The sequence below is a fragment of the Brasilonema bromeliae SPC951 genome, from assembly GCF_012912135.1.
Lineage (GTDB): Bacteria > Cyanobacteriota > Cyanobacteriia > Cyanobacteriales > Nostocaceae > Brasilonema > Brasilonema bromeliae.
In genome coordinates this window covers 56,715-57,545 of sequence record NZ_QMEB01000005.1, presented here as the reverse complement: position 1 = coordinate 57,545, position 831 = coordinate 56,715, and the positions used below count along the sequence as shown (strand labels likewise).

General features: G+C 50.1%; 1 protein-coding gene. It reads left to right on the top strand.

All coding sequences use genetic code 11. From position 1 onward, the window contains the following. On the top strand, positions 1 to 831 hold an 831-nt coding region (locus DP116_RS01495), incomplete at both ends, for a tetratricopeptide repeat protein (protein WP_169153485.1).

The window sequence follows — 831 nt, the reverse complement described above, 5'->3', positions numbered from 1 at the left end:
CCCCTCTCCTTAGCACAACCTCACCCCCAGCCCCTCTCCTTAGTAAGGAGAGGGGAGCAAGAGATGAGCAGAGGTTATGTTTAGAGAAATTAGTAAGCCTCAGCTTAGTTGAATCTGCAACGACTCACGCCACCCAAACTGCTGAATATCGTGTGACAACGATTTTAGAATTCTTGCTGGAACCGATATTGAGTGAGGAAGAGTGGCTGACAACGCGACAGCAAGCAGCAAGGAAAATTTATCTAGTGTGGTGGGAGAAGTCTGAGAAACACACGGAAGAGCAAGGACTGGAGATAGTGAGGTTAGGACTGCTGGCAGGGGAGGAGGAAATTGCTGTTAGTGTTGGGGATAGGATTGTAAGCCACTGGGCGAACAGTTCCCGGTTTGTGGAGACTTTCCAACTTTGTGATCAATTACTGCAAAAGTTTCTGGACTACCGCATCTTGGGAACCATCGCCCGTGTAGAAGAGGTTTTGGGCAGAGTTGAGGATGCTGTTGCCCATTATCAGCAAGCTTTAGACCTTTGCCCTGAAGATGACGATACCAGAAAAGCCGCAACCCTGAACAACATGGCAGGAGTCATCGCCCGACAAGGAGACATTGAGAGGGCGATCGCACTTTGGCAACAATCGTTGGAAATAGTAGAGCGCATTGGCGATGTCGGTGGCAAAGCTGCAACCCTGTGCAACATGGCAGGAGTCATCGCCCAACAAGGAGACATCGAGAGGGCGATCGCACTATGGGAACAATCCTTGGAAATAGTAGAGCGTATTGGCGATGTCGGTGGCAAAGCTGCAACCCTCAATAACATGGCATGGTTCATCGCCCAAC